The organism is Limnohabitans sp. 2KL-3, assembly GCF_001269405.1.
Lineage (GTDB): Bacteria > Pseudomonadota > Gammaproteobacteria > Burkholderiales > Burkholderiaceae_C > Limnohabitans_A.
In genome coordinates, this window is record NZ_CXON01000006.1 from 35,190 (window position 1) to 50,943 (window position 15,754).

Sequence of the window (15,754 nt, forward strand, 5' to 3'; positions counted from 1 at the left end):
ATCTTGAACACGATTCACGAGATTCAATGACAACGATCTCTTCAGGGCCGCTGCCCGTTATAGCCCCCACCTTGGCCGAAGTGCTCAAGTCAGATTCTGCTGTCGAGGAAAAATCCACGCCAGTGAAGCATGAATTGGGCCCCCCTGCCTTGAGTCAAGCTCAAAGTTCCGGTGCGGCGAGCGCACTGGCTCTTGTGCCTGACTTGGTGCCAGAGCCACCTTTGGCCAGCCCCGCAGAGGAGACAGCAGGGCCAAAATTGCCGGCCATCGAGATTTCTGGGCACATGATGAGCACCATGGAGCTGGTCCACACCATCCGCAAATCGGTGGGTGAAATGCGTGCGCTGATCTCCAAGGAGTTGTACGACGCAGCCAAGGCGGAAAAGGTGCTGATTGAAAAGCGGCAGCAAATGATGCGCTTGTTGAACAACCCACCCACGCCCATGCAGCATCAAGCCATCGACACCTTGCAAGCCGTGCTTCAACGGCAACTCATGGAGCTCGAACATATCAGCCTGTATGGCGGCGGGCCTATGGCCAATTTTGAGATGGACAGGGTCTTGACCGATATGGCCGACACCCTCTTGAAGTTGTCAGACCTCACCCAAGGCAGCCTTCATCACGACCAGATCGCTTCGCTGCACAGACCCGAGCGTGAGGTCGAAAGCGCCCGCTCGGTCGAGATCACAGGCGCACGCCTGGACAGTGCGTCTTATCAGCAAGACCTGAAAAACTACACCCATTCGGAAAAGTCCCCGGATGGCAAGGCCCCGGTTCACAACAATGCGGAACGGGTCTGGAAGATGCATCAAGAAGGAGGTCACTCCGATGTGATGTCTGGTGGTAACAACCACTTCGCTGTGATCCGGGCAACGCAGGCCTCGCAGGCCCAAGTTCAAGTCATCGTCAACACCTTGTTGGATGACATTTTGCCGCCCGACGCCCTGGGTGAAATCCAGCAGGGTATGGCCATGCTCAGTGCCTTCAATGCAATGGATCTGGCTTTGCTGGGCAGCTTCCAAGAGATGGAAAGTGGCGGGGTTGATCCCAACCATTCAGGGAATGTGCATGCGCGCCATCAAGTTAGCCAAGTTGAGCGTGATTTGAACAACAGTTTGCGCAATGGCAGAGACATGAAACTCGATGTGCGCGATCACCAGGGCGCAACGATGGGGCAAGTGCTTGTTCGTGGCAAAGACTTGCAGAACATGCACGCCAGCCAATTGGTGGCGCAAGTGCGTCAGGCGGCTGCCGATTTGAAAAAAGAAATCGCAGACTTGATGCAATTAGAGCAAGGCATTGCAGACATGGAAAAAGCGCTGGCCGAATTGCTCCGCATGATTGCCGATGAATCGAAACTGCTCAACGGCAACATCGATAACAAACAAATAGCGACGATGGGTCGTGAATGGGTTCACCAGTCCGCATGACGGCTTGTCCACAAAGGTCTACACCATGCCAGCCAATACAGATTTACAAGACTTGACGCTGGCCCAAGTGGCGGTGTTGCAAAGCGATTTGATGGCGCGCTTGCAAAGCGCACCCAGCTTGTCGGATTTTTACGCCAGTCTGGGACTGACGCCTGAGTTTTTCGAGTCCATTTATGCGCTCGGTGTGGCCGACTACCAAGCGGGTGATTATGAAAATGCCCGCCTTCATTTGACCAAGCTCCTGCGCTTGCAGCCCGGCGAGCCACGTTTTTCCAAGGCCATGGGGACCACCTTGCAAGCTCTGCAGCAGTATGAAGCGGCACTGATTCATTACCTCGATGCTTTCCAAGGTCGACCTCATGACGTAGCGATTCTTTTCTACAGCGCCCAGTGCCTGTTGATGCTCAAGAGGCAAGACGATGCCCATCGTGTGTTGCAGGCCTTGATCGCCAGGCCCGACGCGCAACGTTGGCATGAGCGGGCCAGGACCTTGTTGCCCTTGTCCATTCCTCATGTTTTATTTAACCAAGCCAAGGACGAAGTACTACAAAAATAAACTCTGTCTTCGTTTGACAGACCCCGTCATGGCGGCCTCGCTGGGCGGGATTAATTTTTGGATTTCCAAATAGATATCAGCAGAATCTGCAGATATCTATTAGGAGAACCCCATGGCCACCATTGCCCGAGCCTTACCCGAGATCCTGCAACTCGTTGACCACGCCCTCGCCCACAGCAAACAACTGCAAGTCAATGATGACGGGGGGGTTCAACTGGCCAGTTTCGGCACCAAGGTCTTGCGTGCCCTCAATGGTATCGGCCAATCCGACGACTGGAAACTGCAGCAGCAACAAAAAGTGGCCTCCGCCGTGCGCCAAGCCATTGAAAAAAGCTTGGACCACTCAGGCTCTGACGCAGTTGCCAACAAATACGATCGCCTGTTCAGCAAGGTCCGCGAAATCAACCTCACAGCCCAAGCGGGTGAATTGCCCGTTCAGCGTTATGCCGAGGCCTTAAGGAAATTCGACCATGTCGACACCCTGTCACTGGAACATGCGGCTTTGCCCACAGGGGCCACAGCTCAAGCCATGGCCCTGGCAGGTACACAAGACTATCGACCCTTGCAAGATGTTCGCGCGTCTTTGGCCGCAGAGCTCATGGTCGATCATGAGCTCAAACAACTCGATCCCAAACTGGCTGCCACCTTGGGCAACTGGCTGGACAGTTACCGCCAAGAGGCCCAAACACTGACCGTGGCGGCTGATCCTGAACAACGCGCAGCGCAAGGTGCACAGTTGTTGGCCCGGTTGGTTGTGCTGTCCAACGCCGTTGACCAAGCGGTGCACCAGACCAGCCCCTCTGACAATGCCACCGCTGCACTCGACCGTTTGGGTGAACGCATCTCTGGCGAGATTCACTTGATGGGTGCGGTCATCGCCAACAAATCGGATTTGAACAACATCCCAGACTTGTCCTGGAGGCAAGCGGTAGAACTGCGTCGTTTGGGCATTGACTTGCAAGCGGGTGTGCTGTTTGACGGACAACTGCAAGGCCAAAGTGTGAAACACCTGGCAGGTGGTGCCTTCAATCAGGTTTTCACTGTCTCGGATCTTCAAGGCAAGCAATACGTCTACAAACCTGGTAGGGCTCATTCGGAAGAGCTGGACGCAGAAGTGCTCAAGTTGGCCATGAAAAAAGGCGCCGATGTCCTCAGTCCCAGAAACATCAACGGCACAACGCACGGTAGCGACAGGCCAGAACGTGACAGGGGCCAAGGACGCGTATCTGACATGCGCTTTGAAGCTCGCAACGTGGCGGCCTCTCGGCTTGATACCCTGCTTGACACCCATGTCATCGTCGGCAGTCAATTGGCAATGCTCCCCAAAAATTTGCTGCCGGTTCGAGTGATCGACGAGCAAGAGCAAGAGCAAGAGCAACGCACAGCCGATGAGACCTTCTCCAATTTTGGCTTGTTGATGGACAAGGCTTCCGGCAAAGAAGCCCGCGATGTGAGCCAGTCTGCAGCGTACGCGCTGGCACACCGTGATCCGGCATTTTTACGCGACCTGAGCAATATGCAATTGGTCGATTGCATATTGTGCAGTCTGGACCGACATTCGGGTAATTTCTTGATCGACATATCTCCTGAGGGCCGCTATCAAGGGCTCAAAGGCATCGACAACGATTTTTCCCTCAGCGATGGTGAATTTGAGGTCGCTTTGTTTGAAGAAATGACTGACGCAGACATGGATTTGCTCGAGGGTTTGAACCATAACCAGGCCATGAACAAAGACTTGGATGCACACAGATTTTCCAATGCAACAGCCATGTTCCATGGCATTTTGGACAGGCAAATCACGGAATTGGGTCATGACTTGACCGACGACATGAAGTCGCGCATTCAAGATATTTCCAACCATTTTTACAACGATTTCCACGCGAACAATCTCAGTTTGAGAAATGCTGAGGAAGAGGTCTTGGTGATGACAAAAAATCTGCGCGAAGATATCCGAAGCACAGGTTTACCCGATACACACCCCTTGGCCCATTTTTTTGACCGCTGTTTGCAAATGCAACAAGAGCTTGCAGACATTTCCAAACAACGCGAAGCGCTGTTCGCACACATGAAAGCCCTCGGTCAAGAGCCGAATTTCATGGGAATACAGCCAGTCCACAACCTTGGTTTGCCGGGTGTGGCCGATCTGCGCACAGCGACATTGCTGCTCTCTCCCGATTTTGAAGGTCGCATGGTTGAGTCATTTCGCAACGTGTTGACGCCCGCCGAAGTGAAGTCCGCTGTACAGCGTTTACAAACTGTTCAAGCACACCTGCGGCATCTTGAATCAGAAGGTCGTTTGCTCAATGACACACAGTGGCGCATGGACCATGTGGATGCTCAAGGGCACACCGTGGGTGAAATCCTCTCGGATGCCCGTCACAACCACATCGCACGCCTGGACAGCAAGTTCGAACAATGGCAAGCAAAAGAGGCAGCCAATGCCGTTCATCCCACACCAACGCCTGAGAGCATTGCTTGAATCTCCTATGAATCGATTCAACCCACACAACACAATAACGACGAGGAAATTGACATGAACAAGGTGAACCATCAACAGACCTTGAACGACATTGTTCAAGTTCTTGAAACAGCTCAGCGACAGGACAAGGCCATCAATGTGGATGATCACGGCCGCGTCAAACTGGTCAGTTTTTTTCAGTCACTCAGAGGCAACGAACGCAGTGTTCGCATGGGTCCAGATGCAGCAGCCACCGCTGGATCGCAAGGCGTTGCCTCCCTGCGCTCTGCCATCGAAGCGTCTGTGGCCTTGCCTGACCATATTCTGGAGTCTGGCGAAGACAACGCCTACATCCGCCTCAACAGGGCCGTCCACCAACTGCATGCCAGCTTGGGCCCCAACGAATTGCCTGTCCAGGCTTACCGCGAATTGCTGAGTCAATTTGCCATATTGCCTGCACCAAAGCCGCTACCCCAAGTCGACCTTTCAACCATCACCGCCCATGACTTTGAGGGCAGCAGCAACACACAACCCCCAAGCGCCGCCCTGCAATCCATGAGCTTGGCTCCCGCTTACGGCCAAGTTGAAGGGTCTACTGTCAAGGCGGCTCTGCTGAGCCTTGGCCCGGATGGTCATGCCATTGCACACCGCTTGGCCGATGTGGAACACCTGACCACCAGCAGGCTTGTGACGCCAGATCCTGCCGACCGTGAACCGGCCATGGTGCAGATCAGCCAACAGCTGCTCGGCGCGCGCGAATCACTCAGCCAATCCATTCGGGATGCACATGCCAGCGAAGAAACGACTTTGGCAGAAGTGCTGACACACACATGGAAAGCCGTGGACACCCAATTGACGCAACTGCAGCAACCCTTGCCGGCTTTGCCCGAGGGTGCCACGACCACATGGTCTGCGGCCATCCAAGCTCACGCCGTGACGTCAACACAAGGCCCTTCGTCTGAACACAACCCGGAGACCACGGAACTCGAAGAATCTGCAGAGTTTTTTGATGCGCTCGATCAGATCGATACACCTCCTGCCAAAAAGCCAGAGGCACCTTTGACCACCGAAGTGTCCACGGCCCATGAACTGGAAGCATCTGAAGAGTTCTTTGACACCACCGATGAGATGTTCACCCCTGCGCCCAAGACTACGGTCGAGCGGCTGGCGGGGGTCCCTCTCAAACCCGCTGGCACGCTGGTGGGAGACCCCACAGGCACGCCCTGGAATGACCATCTGCAGGCTGTTCGAGACATCGAACACAAACCGCTGCAAGCAGCTTTGAAGCAGTACCAATCGGCGATCAATGTCGCAGAATCTGATTTCTATGAAGATCTTGCTGCGGGCGATGAAGTGATGGAAGCCCATATTGAAAGGATTCAAAATGAGTTGCTGACTTCGGTGAGTGATCTGCTAAAAACAATGCAGATTGACCATCAAAATTTTGTGCGCCAGGAAATAGAAGAGCTCGTCGCTCATTTGCCGGACACGCCCAGCAGACCCGCTCAAGCTCAAAAGCTGCGTGATGCAGGGGAAGCTCTGATCCAAAACCACCAATCGGCATTCGACATCGGTGGCATTTCGCTTGAACATGCCCGCACCTACACCGGCAAGCAAGGCACTGCGGGCGATCCTTACTTGTTTTCTCAAGAGATGCATTTGCAACTCTTGGCCCACCTGGCCACTGCCCACACCCAAAGCCGGGACACCTTGCTCAATTTGCGTGATGAGTTTATTGGCAAGCCCACTCAAAGCATCCCGCTGCAGGTGACATCCTTTAAGGACAGCACATCACAGACTGAGAAAATCAGCCTGATTCAGGCTGCCCCTGCATTGCGCAATTTGGTGTTGGCGGGCGGTGGCATGAAAGCCGTGGGCGTTTCAGCCGCTTTGCTGACCTTCAACCAAGCCGGGCAGTTTGAAGGCGTCCAAAACATCGTGGGCAATTCAGCCGGATCGCTGACCGGCATGGTGCTGGCTTGCGGCTTTGACATGGATACTTTGGCTGACTTCAACGCTGCAGTCACCAACAAAGATGTGGTGACGGGCCCAGAAATCGATCCGACCACACCTTTTGCTGAACGCTATCCCAGCATCTCCTTTAAAACCAACGGAGCCATGGACCGTGCAGCTGGACTTGTGCACTATTTCAAACCAGAGTATCAGACTGACGCGCCACGCTTGTTGGTGGAGCTGGATCGAAAAACGGCCCAATCTGTGGACCAGGTCCTCAAAAGCCCGCAAGGCCAACTGGCCATCGAAGCCGTTCAAAAAAATATCACCCAAGGCACATCCAACGTTTCCGCAGCTGAGCTTGAGCAAGTTTTGCGCTTGAGGGAGCCCAAGTTCGACGGCAGCAATCGCGAGCCCCAGATGGTCACCTTCAAAGACCTGGACATCTTGCACCGCATAGACCCCGTGCATTTCAAAACCTTGTCCATTGTAGGCTTCAGACAGAACGAAGGGGACATGCAGACCTTTTCGGCCAAACTCACACCGGACATGCCCATTGTGTATGCGGGACGCATTTCCATGGCGGCGCCCGTGGTGTTCACAGCCCCGGTTTACAAAGGTGTTGTTTACCGCGATGGCGGACTGGGCAACAACTTTCCTACAGACGTGGTCCATCGAGGCAAGTCGGGGCCCGCCCTCGACCAATCTCACGCAGAGACCATGTTGTTTGCTTACGAGGCATTCAAGGAAGCTGAGCGCAACCTTTTCAAACACAACGAAGACAAAACGTCTGCGCCCGTTGCACCCGGCTGGGGTGCCTGGGCCATGAATCGGCTTGAATGGGCCGCCAAGCGTCAAGCTGGCTTGAAAAATTTCAACGAAGCCAACTTGGGTGACTCCAACCGAGTGTGGAACAGTGGCCCTCAGACCACGGTGGTTTATCACGGCGACGTTAACTTTAAGGATTTTGGTGCTTCACAGACGCGAAAGGATTTTGCGGTGGCCCAAAGTCGCTTGATGGCACAAGAGCAAGTGGCATTGCGTGAGCAGTTGGCCTACAACACCGTGTTTGAAGACCCCTTCAAGGCCGCGCAAGCCATCCCTGCCCATCAAAGGCAAGCGGTGCTGGACAGCCTGCCAAACAATTCTGTGCTGGCCTCGGCATTGCGCGTGGAACTGACTCGACTTTTAAATCAAGCGGAGGCTGCTGTGAATTATTGATCCGGCCCGGTGAAGTTTGCATGAACGCTTTTTTTGTGGGAGCGACGCCCTCGTCGCGATAAAGCCCCGCAGACCACCAAGAATCGCCCCGAGGGCGGGGCTCCCACAATGCCCCCATCGCTGATGACTGTACCCAAGGCAAGCCTTGCACTTCAAACTTCACAGGGCCGGATCAATAAGGCATGGATTGGTTGGGTGAATGCCCTGACCTTTTGGAGGTTCCAACGTCTATAGGGCATCAACAACTTTTTTCCAGGAGATTCAAATGCCCACCATCGCCCACAATCTGGAAACCGCACAAGCGCTCTACCGCAGCAGTCTGGCAGGGGCTTTGGTCGAAGTGAACAAACAGGGTCAAATCCAAACGGCCAGTTTCGGCACACGCGTCCGCGATGCGGTCATCCACCTTTTCCAGGGCCAAGATGCTCGCATGGATTTTCGCGCGGCAAAAGCCCAACAAGTCGCGGCCAAGTTCATGGAAATGGTGAACACCAGCCGTGCAAGCCTCGGTCCCACAGACACCATCAATGGTCGCAACATCACCGTGGGCAGCGATGACCCTGTGTATGAAAACTTGACTGACCGTTTTGCGCAAGCGGCCACCCATGAAAAGCCATCAACCACGAACGCTCTGGCCTTTGAAAACGCCAGTTATGTTTCGACTGTCGAGTCTCATTACGAGATGTCGGATTCGGCCCAATATTCGGCTTTTGAGGCTTCCACGAACATTGGCAGTCATGAGTCTCACTATGAAATGCAAGAGTCGAACGAAACAGATTTTGTGGCCTCCGAAATTCCAGTGGCAGTGGCGGATCTGATTCGTGAATATGCGAGTTCAGAGGACTTGGCTCATGAGGTCCTCGCTCAAGTTCGCCCATTGCAGGCCTTCAAAGTCGGTGACCAGGTGGTACCCGTTGGCATCGGATCCAACGGGGAGGTTTATCGCCACCACTTGGACCACACAGCGCCTGCATCGGCAAAAGAAGCCATGGAATGGGTCAATAAACAACTGCATCAAAAGACCTGTGACGTGCAAGGCTTGCAGGAATTCGACAGCGCCGTGGTTGACCGATTGCTGCTGAAATTGGGCATCACTGCACAATTCAAATTGTCTGCGACAAGCAAACTTGATCGCCTTTCTGTTTTGGAATCGATACCACAAAAACTGAAGGATCGCTTTGCAGCAGAAATCGGTGATGCCCTGGCCGCCAAGGCGCAAACTCGCCAAAAGGTGGTGGCGGCTGACAGTTCGGTTTTGTACAACAGCCTGAACTCCTCTCAACGGGGCTCGTTGATCCATCGCCAAATTGCCGCCAATCCGGATTTGTCCATGGACGCCAAAGAATTGGCGGTTGTCTTGTTCGATGACATGCTGGCCAGAACCATCCAAACTTTGGATCGCTCGAATGGCTTGTTAAAGCTGAGTGACAGGGACGTCAAAAACTTGGCCAATCAAGCCATTGCCCAAGCCAATCAACAGTTTCCAAATAACGTTTGATTTGTTCCTCCCCTGTGCATGCACAGGGGAGCATTAACAGGTAAATGCGCATGAAAAACGACTCACACACAACGATAGCCATAACTTTTAAACTTTTTTTGGCACCGAAGGCTTGACGAAGGGATGATGACCATGAGCACTCAGCACATCCACGTAGCAAGTTCATCCGCCAGCCCAAGCCCAGACGAGCATTGGTTGGGCTTGTTGGCCAGGTCCGGCCAAACACCTGTGGCCGACTCCGCTGCCGCTCATTCATTTTTGTCCAAACTCAAAAGAATCGAGCCCACCGATGTGCATCGCGCCCATCCAGCAGCAGCTGTGCCGACGACCCAATTGTTTGCACGGTTGGTTCAAGCTGGAGCAAGCACCGATGAAGCTTCCGCTGAAATCGAGGCGCGTTCTTTGGCCAAAGCCTTGTCGGATCGACGCGTGAAGATGGAGGCGAAAGTGCCCAAGGCGGATGAAGCACTTTTTGCGCAACTTCAGCGCCGTTTATCCCCCTATTGATGGGTTCATTTTGAATCACGCATGTACGCCATTATTTTTTGTTAACCAAGAGGAATCACCATGAGCAACACTGTCCATAAAATCCGCGATGTTGAAAGTTTCATCAACGTTCTTGAAACGGCCAATGCCCAGGGCATGCATGTCAAACTTGGACTATTTGGTCGCTCTTTGGTGGTCACGCCTTTGCCCATGAAAAACGGCGTGCCTCAAGACAAACGCATCAGTCAGGACCAAGCGGCTGTGGCCCGAAAGCTCAATCAGTTGGTGCAGCGCGAATTGAAAAAAATGGGCCAAGGTGAATCGATTTCCGGTCTGCGTGAACGTCATGTGACACACAATTCGGGTGCCACGGCTGTCCCGCAAGCCGCCGTTGGCAGAGCGGGTGCCTATGACTTCCCTGCTTTTGCAAGGACCTTCAACGCCATCAAGTTGCCCGCAGATGCAACAACCGCGCAAGTCTCCTTTCACCAGCAATTGCGCGAAGTGGCTGATTTAGCCCAACGTCTGGAAGTCTCCTCCATGGCCAATTGGGCCTTGGCAGCAACTCGCGCCCTGGCCGACGAAGGACGTACACCCCATCAGCGTTTGCAATTGCTGGCGGAATTGACGGTGCCTGTGGCCAAAGATTTGGGCTACCTCACAGCGGTCATGAAAGAGCAAGATGCCCACGCGCTGAACGACACCCTGGCTTGGGTGACGGGCACCGATGGGCTCGCGCAAAGGTCTCGCTTGCCCGATCCCGCCTTGCCACTGACCCGTGCGGGACTGGCGGCCCAAATGCAAGAGGCAGGACAACGCTTGAGGGATGAGGTCAACAACATGCGAAGTCAAGGCCATCTGGGTGGAATGCAAGATCACAATTTAGTGAGACTGGGTGACTTGGGTCGAGATGTGGCGCGCATTTGTGACAAAGATGTACCGCCCCAAGAAAGACTTGCCGAAGCACAAGCCATGCTCAAAACCCAATTGTCAGCACGCATGCCGGCCGATGCATCCCCCTTGGGCTTGAAGCGGATGGCGCACGACTTATTGGCATTGAGTGAACATGCTGCTTGGCTTGAGCAACAACCTGTGTCTCAGTCCGAGCCAGATTTTGTGTCCCAGTCTGAGCAAACTCGACGCTTGCAATCCTATGAAGATCGAAAGGGATTGGAGCGCCAGCTCAATGATTCGCTTGTGCAATTGAAACAGTTGGCCACTCGCCATCTCGAGTCGCATCCAGGTGACTTGCAACTCAAGGAATTTCACAACTGGGCAGTGTCCAAACAAGACATGCTGCTGGCCCCCAAGGTGGCGGGCAAGGAAAACCAAGCACTCGAATCGCTTCGCTCTGCCATTTGGGACAACCGAAAAATGTTTGGCCAATTGCTTGAAGCCAGCAGATTCCGTCTGTCCGAGGCCGATAAGTTGGCGATTTCTTCCATGCAAGGTCAGTTCAAACCCATCAATTCGTTTCTTGGGGCCAATCATGAGCCAGATGCAAAAGAACGGCAGTGGATGGAGGCGCTCGGACATGGCATGGCAACCGCTTTGCCATTGACACCAACGGATGTGAAAGCGTTGGAAATCGATATTCAGGACTTGGCAAGCCAAGCTGTCGGGTCCCTGGTGGCATACGCCAGAAGCCATAACGACGACAGCGCAACGGGCCAAAGTGTTGTTGAATTGTTGTCTCGCTTTGCCAGTCAGTCGCTGGTTGAAAAAGATGAAGCACGAGCCCGTGTTCGCCTGAGAGAGTTGGTCGACGTGCTGGAGCCAGGTATTGGTGCCTTGGACACGCAGGTGCAACAAGCAGCAAGTCGGGGTGACGTTCAACTGGCACAAACGCTGGTTCGCTTGCGCGAGCAAATGGCCACCGCGCATGCTGCGGTCTACCCACCCCATGCTGGCCCAGCCCTGGTCCCGGTCCCTGCAGAGTTACGGCAAGAAGTTGACCGTGCACAGTTGATGGCCACCAGGCTGGCGGCTCCTGCATTGACGGATGTGGTTTCCGAGCCGGTTTCTGCGTCAGTTTCCGCGCCGGTTTCTGAGCCAGTGTCCCAGCCTGCGCCTAACATCACGGTGGGCGCTGGCGGTGCCAAAGCCGAATTGCCCTCCAACACGATCGAAGCAAGCAAAGAATTGACCTCTGCACTGAGCAATGCGGCGGATTTGTTTTCCAAGTTCGGTCACGGCAAATTGCGCAAGGTTTATGGCGAAACCATTCAGTCGGCCCTGCGTTTGCTCACTGAAAACACACACCAAGCGCCTGCTGCCGACCGTTTGGCCATGGCCAGGGGACTTTTTGATCCATTGCGGGAACACATGCTGCATGACTTGGGTCCACGGGGCGTTGGTAAAAGCGAAAAAGCGGTGATTTTGCCCCTGCTGCAAGCACTCGATCGCAGCCGTTTGTGATCGACGGTTCGTGCGTGTGGGATTTTCTGATGGGCAATGGTTTGCAGGCATGACATGCATCAGTGTGTGAATGAGAGTCACATGCGCAAGCCTAGCCCATCTTTTTTTACCGCCAGCGCCTCTCATTTTTTACGGGAGACGATGAACAAAAATTGTCGTTTTCCAGAAACGAACGCGCCATGGTCTATTCCCGCGCCAAAGAAGAAAACGATAAACGCGGATTTGGCAGCATCAAAGACATGTACAACCCGCAAACCGAATGGATCACCCATTCGCTGCAACCCACCCCACTGGATCCGGGCACCTTCCGCCTCACGGTGGGTGCCCACCCATGCCAACAGCCCTACGCCATGTCGCTGTTCAACATCTCGGGCTGAGCTTTGGCTCCCTTTCGCCCAATGCGGTCAAAGCGCTCAACAAAGGCGCAGCCATGGGTCACTTTGCGCACGACACAGGCGAAGGCAGCAACTCCGTGCACCACCGCGAACCTGACGGTGACCTGATCTGGCAAACGCGAAAGGATTGCATGCTGTTGACCGAACTGATCAAGGCCAAGGAAACCACCAGCGCTTGAATTCCAAGGGCTGCATCAGCCCGAATGGTTCAGGCCATCGCCAAGAGAGCGCCCGAACCAGGCAATCCACCACAAAAAAGAAGCCCAGTCGGGCTTCTTTTTTGTCCACAGCCTTGTGAGCCGTGATTTGTTGGCACGCGGTCTCTTGTGGACACCCCTTAGCCGAGAGCTTCAGGCTTGTGCCAATTGATGGTCCGCCCAACTGCTGATGTGGCGAGCGAACTCATCGTGGCGGCCCAGTGGGCCGGCAATGCCACTTGCAGGTATGACCGCTTCCTGGCCCAGAGGACGCATGCTCGGTGTAGCGTAGCGCAAATTGGGCACAGAGTCGGCTTTGACGTGGAAGTGGCTGACCAGCTCTTTCGCACGCGCCACGTTCTCCTGTGGCAGACCACGGACCAATTTCCCACCCAGATCGGCTGACGAGAAACCCACGGCTTTGAGGGGCGGGTTGGCCGACAGGGCCGCATACACCGCTTCAGAAGCGCCTTTGGAATGACCCACCGTGCTGACGGTGTAATCCTTGAAGGCAGGGTCATTTCGAACCACATCGAGCACTTTGGCGGTCAGGTTTTTGGCCTGCTCCAGTGAATGCGATTGGAGGCCCAAGCCCGACTTGATGTTGGACACCCATTGGCTGAGGGTGCTCACGAAGTTGCCCGACGAACGCTTGAAGAACGAGTCGCTCTGGGTCAGTCCAGCGGTCGTGCCGCCGAAAATCACCTTGACCGTCTTGCTGGCGGGGTCCACCACCACGTTGGCACTCAAGCCAGACTTGCGGTCAATGAACTGGCCCAATTTTGCGGGGTCGCCATCATTGACCAAACCGCCCTTGCCGGTGTCCTTGCGGATGTGGAAATCCACTTGCATGGCCAAAGCGCTTGTGGCCACACGGTCGACCGTGCTGCCCTCTGGCAACACACCGGTATACGGCAGGGTGGCCAGTTGGGCATCTGATTTGAGTTGTTCAATGGCCACGCGTGTGCTGGGCGCAGCGACTTTGCCAAAAGTGGCGCTGGTGCCACGAAAATCGGATGCGATTTGCTTGAGTTTGCTCAAGATGCCCGAGGAGTCAGTGCGGCTGGATTCGTCGCGTGTGAGTCGGTCGAGCACCTCGTTGGCGATGGCCACATCGGATGGAGCCACGTCCTCGCTTGCAATCAAGTCACCGATCAGATGGCCAACATCCTTACGGGCGTCCGACTTGGAAATCAGGCCGGTTTGTTCCAGGGCGTTGGTGCGCAGAATGTCGGCAACAATGGTCGATGCGCTCAGGGTATTGTTGACGGTTGGCATTTTGATCTCCTTGGGTTGGGTGAAAACAAGTTCTGTCACTCGATAGACGAGCCCACTACCAAAAGGTCAGGGTCCTATTTGATTTTTTTAGAAAAAATAGATGGACCGCTCACAAACGGCTGCGCCCGAGGGCCTGCAGCAACGGGAACTGGAAATCAAGGCCACAGAGCGTGCACGGCCTCGCGCACTTGCACAGCCGAGAGGGATGGCTCTGCTGCCAGCACCTCCATCTCGGCCCCCAGAGCCTTTGCCATTTCAACGGCCAACTCACAACGCTCGATCAAGGCCTGTGCGTTTTGGACTTGCAAAGCCGGGTCGAGCAACACCACCCGCTGACCATCGCCAGACAAAGCCACACGCATGCCATCCAGCGCATGCGGATCTGCGCACAAGCGCAAAAGGTGCATTTGCACCAGCGCGGCAAGACGTGCGTCTAAAGGCAAAGGCGACACAGTCGCCATCAAGGCCACCGCCTGGCCGTCCAAGGCTGAGCGCAGCGACAACACCTCACGGCCGGATGAATCGCGCAATGAGATCGCATCGTTGCCACCATGGAATTTGATGCCCGCAGCTTCCTGCAACCAACGTGCCACTTGCACCAATGTTGGGGGATGGGTGAGGTCAGACATCAGTGGGTCCCTCCTGTGCTGTTGATCGGTTTGAGCAGCTGACGGACGGCAGCACGCAGCCGTGCCATGTGTTGCCCTGCGGCCTCAATGCGAGCCAAAACGTCTTGCCCGCTGAGGCTGGCGGGTAATCGCTCGATCATCAACAACTGGCCACTGCCAGCATCCAGGGCCACCGAACAGCTCGCGTGGGCTTGGATATCGCCATTGAGCACCAGCATGAGACGACTCACAGCCGCGTGCGCCAACAGCGTCTGCCCGGCTTCTTGATCGTCTGGTTCAGGCCAAACCATGGCTTCAGGCGGCAGCGCAACGATCGGACTGATCAGGTACAGCATGCCGTCCAGGGCGCCCACTTCGATGCTGACTTGCAACTGTTCGTTGTCATCAGCCAGCACGAGCAAGCCATCTTGGGGTTGCAGTGTCTGGCCCAGTTGCCTGGACATCTCTTGACTGATGCGCTGCAGCGTGTCTTCGCTCATCGTTTCTCCTTCCGTATATTTCTCACATTTTTGCGTCCGAGCCGTTGTCGTGAAAGCTCATCGGCCTATCCCTGAAACTATACTAAAGAATAATATTCTAAAGAAGACAATCGTCATCCATGGTGATCAACTAACCGGAGGCCTTGCACCTCCACGAGAGTGCCCATGTCGAACGAACCATAGCCAATGTCCCCCTTTGCTGGAGGTGGGCCTTCTGCAATCTGCTTCCTCAGGCAACGGCCGGGAACGCTTTCTTGGCCTCAAAGATCTCTTGCGCAACGGCCTGCACCAACTCTTGAGCGCCCAAGCGAATTTGACCCTGAACACGGTCGGCATGTTTGCCTTGGGCTGCATCCAGTCACGCAGCTGCCACACCGACCACTGCCCCACCGGCGTGGCCACCCAAGACCCGGTGCGCCAACTTGCCTTGGTGGTGACCGACAAAGCCGAGCGGGTGTATTACTTTCATGCCAACACACTGCACGCCTTGGCTGACCTGGTGGGTGCCGCAGGCCTTCAAAAACCTGGTGACATCACGCCGCAGCACCTGATGGTGCGCAACGCCAGCGGACAAGCCCGCACACTGGCTTGCAGTGTCGACACGCTGCAAAACGGGCAACTGCTGCAGCCCCCCAACAAACGCAGACACCCTGCCCAGCCCCTTTGCTCCATTCTGGTCGGCCAGCCAAGCCAGCCACTGGGGCATCCCAAGCACTTGCTGAACGAGTGAGGGCGGCATTGCCCTCCGCCCTCACA

At 55.0% G+C, this 15,754-nt stretch carries 13 protein-coding genes; 10 read left to right on the forward strand and 3 right to left on the reverse strand.

Going from position 1 to position 15,754, the window contains the following annotated elements:
- Positions 1-26 precede the first annotated feature (26 nt).
- The 9 genes from AMM41_RS10120 (at position 27) to AMM41_RS22250 (ending at position 12,594) form a co-directional block, all read left to right on the forward strand.
- Positions 27-1,430 (forward strand): hypothetical protein, encoded by a 1,404-nt coding sequence (locus AMM41_RS10120; RefSeq protein WP_194944718.1) that lies wholly within the window; start codon positions 27-29, stop codon positions 1,428-1,430.
- A 25-nt stretch (positions 1,431-1,455) separates the two neighbouring features.
- Positions 1,456-1,986: a tetratricopeptide repeat protein gene (locus tag AMM41_RS10125; protein WP_089957181.1), complete on the forward strand. Its 531-nt coding sequence runs from the start codon at positions 1,456-1,458 to the stop codon at positions 1,984-1,986.
- A gap of 112 nt (positions 1,987-2,098) precedes the next feature.
- Positions 2,099-4,465 (forward strand): hypothetical protein, encoded by a 2,367-nt coding sequence (locus AMM41_RS10130; RefSeq protein WP_089957184.1) that lies wholly within the window; start codon positions 2,099-2,101, stop codon positions 4,463-4,465.
- Between the two features lie 54 nt (positions 4,466-4,519).
- Positions 4,520-7,618 (forward strand): patatin-like phospholipase family protein, encoded by a 3,099-nt coding sequence (locus AMM41_RS10135; protein WP_089957186.1) that lies wholly within the window; start codon positions 4,520-4,522, stop codon positions 7,616-7,618.
- A gap of 265 nt (positions 7,619-7,883) precedes the next feature.
- Entirely contained in the window at positions 7,884-9,116 is a 1,233-nt protein-coding gene (locus AMM41_RS10140) for a hypothetical protein (protein ID WP_089957188.1), read from the forward strand.
- A gap of 132 nt (positions 9,117-9,248) precedes the next feature.
- Positions 9,249-9,623, forward strand: coding sequence for a hypothetical protein (locus AMM41_RS10145; RefSeq protein WP_194944719.1), 375 nt, complete (start codon positions 9,249-9,251; stop codon positions 9,621-9,623).
- A gap of 60 nt (positions 9,624-9,683) precedes the next feature.
- Entirely contained in the window at positions 9,684-12,020 is a 2,337-nt protein-coding gene (locus tag AMM41_RS10150) for a hypothetical protein (protein WP_089957193.1), read from the forward strand.
- A 179-nt stretch (positions 12,021-12,199) separates the two neighbouring features.
- Positions 12,200-12,397, forward strand: coding sequence for a hypothetical protein (locus tag AMM41_RS22245; protein ID WP_228769218.1), 198 nt, complete (start codon positions 12,200-12,202; stop codon positions 12,395-12,397).
- Positions 12,352-12,594: a glutamate synthase-related protein gene (locus AMM41_RS22250; protein WP_228769219.1), complete on the forward strand. Its 243-nt coding sequence runs from the start codon at positions 12,352-12,354 to the stop codon at positions 12,592-12,594. Before AMM41_RS22245 ends, AMM41_RS22250 begins: the two co-directional genes overlap by 46 nt.
- A gap of 171 nt (positions 12,595-12,765) precedes the next feature.
- On the opposite strand, the gene AMM41_RS10160 is transcribed toward AMM41_RS22250, so the two are convergent.
- From AMM41_RS10160 to AMM41_RS10170, 3 genes are all read right to left on the reverse strand, one after another.
- Positions 12,766-13,890 carry a hypothetical protein gene (locus AMM41_RS10160; RefSeq protein ID WP_194944720.1) on the reverse strand — a complete coding sequence of 375 codons (1,125 nt, stop codon included), beginning with the start codon at positions 13,888-13,890 and terminating at the stop codon, positions 12,766-12,768.
- A 155-nt stretch (positions 13,891-14,045) separates the two neighbouring features.
- A complete protein-coding gene (locus AMM41_RS10165; RefSeq protein ID WP_194944721.1) occupies positions 14,046-14,519 on the reverse strand; it encodes a hypothetical protein in 474 nt (157 codons plus the stop codon).
- Positions 14,519-14,998 carry a type III secretion system chaperone gene (locus AMM41_RS10170; protein ID WP_194944722.1) on the reverse strand — a complete coding sequence of 160 codons (480 nt, stop codon included), beginning with the start codon at positions 14,996-14,998 and terminating at the stop codon, positions 14,519-14,521. Before AMM41_RS10170 ends, AMM41_RS10165 begins: the two co-directional genes overlap by 1 nt.
- A 271-nt stretch (positions 14,999-15,269) precedes the next feature.
- Between AMM41_RS10170 and AMM41_RS22255 the strand changes: the two genes are divergently transcribed.
- The gene (locus AMM41_RS22255) at positions 15,270-15,728 is read left to right on the forward strand and encodes a glutamate synthase-related protein (protein ID WP_228769220.1); all 459 of its coding nucleotides are present in this window, start codon (positions 15,270-15,272) and stop codon (positions 15,726-15,728) included.
- The last annotated feature ends 26 nt before the right edge of the window (positions 15,729-15,754 follow it).

What these genes read in the sequence shown, in the direction of transcription:
- AMM41_RS10120 (WP_194944718.1), top strand. Translation starts at nt 27, where the DNA reads ATGACAACGATCTCTTCAGGGCCGCTGCCCGTTATAGCCCCCACCTTG.
- AMM41_RS10125 (WP_089957181.1), top strand. Translation starts at nt 1,456, where the DNA reads ATGCCAGCCAATACAGATTTACAAGACTTGACGCTGGCCCAAGTGGCG.
- AMM41_RS10130 (WP_089957184.1), top strand. Translation starts at nt 2,099, where the DNA reads ATGGCCACCATTGCCCGAGCCTTACCCGAGATCCTGCAACTCGTTGAC.
- AMM41_RS10135 (WP_089957186.1), top strand. Translation starts at nt 4,520, where the DNA reads ATGAACAAGGTGAACCATCAACAGACCTTGAACGACATTGTTCAAGTT.
- AMM41_RS10140 (WP_089957188.1), top strand. Translation starts at nt 7,884, where the DNA reads ATGCCCACCATCGCCCACAATCTGGAAACCGCACAAGCGCTCTACCGC.
- AMM41_RS10145 (WP_194944719.1), top strand. Translation starts at nt 9,249, where the DNA reads ATGAGCACTCAGCACATCCACGTAGCAAGTTCATCCGCCAGCCCAAGC.
- AMM41_RS10150 (WP_089957193.1), top strand. Translation starts at nt 9,684, where the DNA reads ATGAGCAACACTGTCCATAAAATCCGCGATGTTGAAAGTTTCATCAAC.
- AMM41_RS22245 (WP_228769218.1), top strand. Translation starts at nt 12,200, where the DNA reads ATGGTCTATTCCCGCGCCAAAGAAGAAAACGATAAACGCGGATTTGGC.
- AMM41_RS22250 (WP_228769219.1), top strand. Translation starts at nt 12,352, where the DNA reads ATGCCAACAGCCCTACGCCATGTCGCTGTTCAACATCTCGGGCTGAGC.
- AMM41_RS10160 (WP_194944720.1), bottom strand. Translation starts at nt 13,890, where the DNA reads ATGCCAACCGTCAACAATACCCTGAGCGCATCGACCATTGTTGCCGAC.
- AMM41_RS10165 (WP_194944721.1), bottom strand. Translation starts at nt 14,519, where the DNA reads ATGTCTGACCTCACCCATCCCCCAACATTGGTGCAAGTGGCACGTTGG.
- AMM41_RS10170 (WP_194944722.1), bottom strand. Translation starts at nt 14,998, where the DNA reads ATGAGCGAAGACACGCTGCAGCGCATCAGTCAAGAGATGTCCAGGCAA.